Raw genomic sequence first — 3,243 nt, 5'->3', positions numbered from 1 at the left:
GGGTTTGGTGTTGGTTGAGAATTGCACAGTGGATGCGAGCATCTTTAAAGCTTTTGTGGTCAAGTTTTTAAGGGCGTACGGTGGATGCCTTGGCATCAGGAGCCGATGAAGGACGTGGGAGGCCGCGATAGGCCTGGGGGAGCTGTCAACCGAGCTGTGATCCCAGGGTGTCCGAATGGGGGAACCCGGCATCAGTCATGTGGTGTCACTCCCGTCTGAACACATAGGACGGGTAGAGGGAACGCGGGGAAGTGAAACATCTCAGTACCCGCAGGAAGAGAAAACAATAGTGATTCCGTGAGTAGTGGCGAGCGAAAGCGGAAGAGGCTAAACCGTGTACGTGTGATACCTGGCAGGGGTTGCGTACGCGGGGTTGTGGGACATGTCTTGACCGGGCTGCCATCTGGTCGCACAGTCAGAAAATTCTGGGTTAGTCGAAGTTCGCTGGAAAGCGGCACCGTAGACGGTGAGAGTCCGGTAGGCGAAAATCCTGGGTCTGTGTTGGTGTGTTCCCGAGTAGCGGCGGACTCCTGTAATCTGCCGTGAATCTGCCAGGACCACCTGGTAAGCCTAAATACTCCCTGATGACCGATAGCGGACTAGTACCGTGAGGGAAAGGTGAAAAGTACCCCGGGAGGGGAGTGAAATAGTACCTGAAACCGTGCGCCTACAATCCGTCGGAGCGTCCTGTTACTTGTAGCAGGGGTGACGGCGTGCCTTTTGAAGAATGAGCCTGCGAGTTAGTGATACGTGGCGAGGTTAACCCGTGTGGGGGAGCCGTAGCGAAAGCGAGTCTGAATAGGGCGTTCAGTCGCGTGTCCTAGACCCGAAGCGGAGTGATCTAGCCATGGGCAGGCTGAAGCGCGGGTAAGACCGCGTGGAGGGCCGAACCCACCAACGTTGAAAAGTTGGGGGATGACCTGTGGTTAGGGGTGAAAGGCCAATCAAACTCCGTGATAGCTGGTTCTCCCCGAAATGCATTTAGGTGCAGCGTCACGTGTTTCTTGCCGGAGGTAGAGCACTGGATGGCCTAGGGGGCCTACAAGCTTACTGAAGTCAACTAAACTCCGAATGCCGGTAAGTGAGAGCGTGGCAGTGAGACTGCGGGGGATAAGCTTCGTAGTCGAGAGGGAAACAGCCCAGATCACCAGCTAAGGCCCCTAAGCGTGTGCTAAGTGGTAAAGGATGTGGGGTCGCATAGACAACCAGGAGGTTGGCTTAGAAGCAGCCACCCTTGAAAGAGTGCGTAATAGCTCACTGGTCAAGTGGTTCCGCGCCGACAATGTAGCGGGGCTCAAGCACACCGCCGAAGCTGTGGCATTCACATGATAACCCGGCCGATGGATTCGTCTTGAGGTCCAGGTGTGTGGATGGGTAGGGGAGCGTCGTGTCACCGGTGAAGCGGCGGAGTGATCCAGCCGTGGAGGTGACGCGAGTGAGAATGCAGGCATGAGTAGCGAAAGCAGGGTGAGAAACCCTGCCGCCGGATGACCAAGGGTTCCAGGGCCAGGCTAATCCGCCCTGGGTGAGTCGGGGCCTAAGGCGAGGCCGAGAGGCGTAGTCGATGGATAACGGGTTGATATTCCCGTACCCGCGTAGAAGCGTCCATGCCGGACCCACTTGTACTAACCTCCGGATGTCCTGAAGCCTTCGGGTGGAGGGGTTGATGTTGGGAACTTGGGTGGTAGTAGGCAAGCGATGGGGTGACGCAGGAGGGTAGCTGGACCCGGCCGGTGGTTGTGCCGGGGCAAGCGTGTAGCCCGCAGTATAGGCAAATCCGTACTGCATGAGGGTGAGACGTGAAGCGGAGCCGTTTCAGGCGAAGTCAGTGATCCCATGCTGCCGAGAAAAGCCTCTAGCGAGTTTCGAGCGGCCCGTACCCCAAACCGACACAGGTGGTCAGGTAGAGAATACCGAGGCGATCGGGCGAACTGTGGTTAAGGAACTCGGCAAATTGCCCCCGTAACTTCGGGAGAAGGGGGGCCACCGATGGTGAGACCACATGCTGGTGGAGCGGTTGGTGGCCGCAGAGACCAGGGGGAAGCGACTGTTTACTAAAAACACAGGTCCATGCGAAGTCGTAAGACGATGTATATGGACTGACGCCTGCCCGGTGCTGGAACGTTAAGGGGACCTGTTAGTCCGTGAGGGCGAAGCGGAGAACTTAAGCGCCAGTAAACGGCGGTGGTAACTATAACCATCCTAAGGTAGCGAAATTCCTTGTCGGGTAAGTTCCGACCTGCACGAATGGCGTAACGACTTCCCCACTGTCTCAACCACAGGCCCGGCGAAATTGCACTACGAGTAAAGATGCTCGTTACGCGCGGCAGGACGGAAAGACCCCGGGACCTTCACTATAGCTTGACATTGGTACTCGAATTCGATTGTGTAGGATAGGTGGGAGCCTGTGAAGCGGCCACGCCAGTGGTTGTGGAGGCAAGCTTGAAATACCACTCTGTTGGATTTGGGTATCTAACTTCGGACCGTGATCCGGTTCAGGGACAGTGTCTGGTGGGTAGTTTAACTGGGGCGGTTGCCTCCTAAAATGTAACGGAGGCGCCCAAAGGTTCCCTCAGCCTGGTTGGCAATCAGGTGTTGAGTGCAAGTGCACAAGGGGGCTTGACTGTGAGACTGACAGGTCGAGCAGGGACGAAAGTCGGGACTAGTGATCCGGCACTGGCAGGTGGAAGCGGTGTCGCTCAACGGATAAAAGGTACCCCGGGGATAACAGGCTGATCTTCCCCAAGAGTCCATATCGACGGGATGGTTTGGCACCTCGATGTCGGCTCGTCGCATCCTGGGGCTGGAGTAGGTCCCAAGGGTTGGGCTGTTCGCCCATTAAAGCGGTACGCGAGCTGGGTTTAGAACGTCGTGAGACAGTTCGGTCCCTATCCGCCGCGCGCGTAGGATACTTGAGAAGGGCTGTCCCTAGTACGAGAGGACCGGGACGGACGAACCTCTGGTGTGCCAGTTGTTCTGCCAAGAGCACGGCTGGTTGGCTACGTTCGGAAGGGATAACCGCTGAAAGCATCTAAGCGGGAAGCTCGCTTCGAGATGAGGTATCCCACCCCTTGAGGGTTAAGGCCCCCAGTTAGACCACTGGGTTGATAGGCCGGAAGTGGAAGCCTGGTAACAGGTTTGAGCTGACCGGTACTAATAGGCCGAGGACTTGACCTCATACACAAGCTTTTGAGACATACGCATCCACTGTGTGATTCTGAACCAACACCAGAACGCACCCCA

Annotated in this window: 1 rRNA gene; it reads left to right on the top strand. The window is 56.7% G+C overall.

Annotated features, from left to right (window positions below):
- Positions 1 to 57: 57 nt before the first annotated feature.
- A 23S ribosomal RNA gene (locus AB0K00_RS57515) occupies positions 58 to 3,177 on the top strand.
- Positions 3,178 to 3,243: the final 66 nt, after the last annotated feature.

It is taken from the genome of Dactylosporangium sp. NPDC049525 (assembly GCF_040676755.1).
In the GTDB taxonomy this organism is placed as follows: domain Bacteria; phylum Actinomycetota; class Actinomycetes; order Mycobacteriales; family Micromonosporaceae; genus Dactylosporangium.
This window is presented reverse-complemented; position numbering and strand designations above follow the sequence as displayed.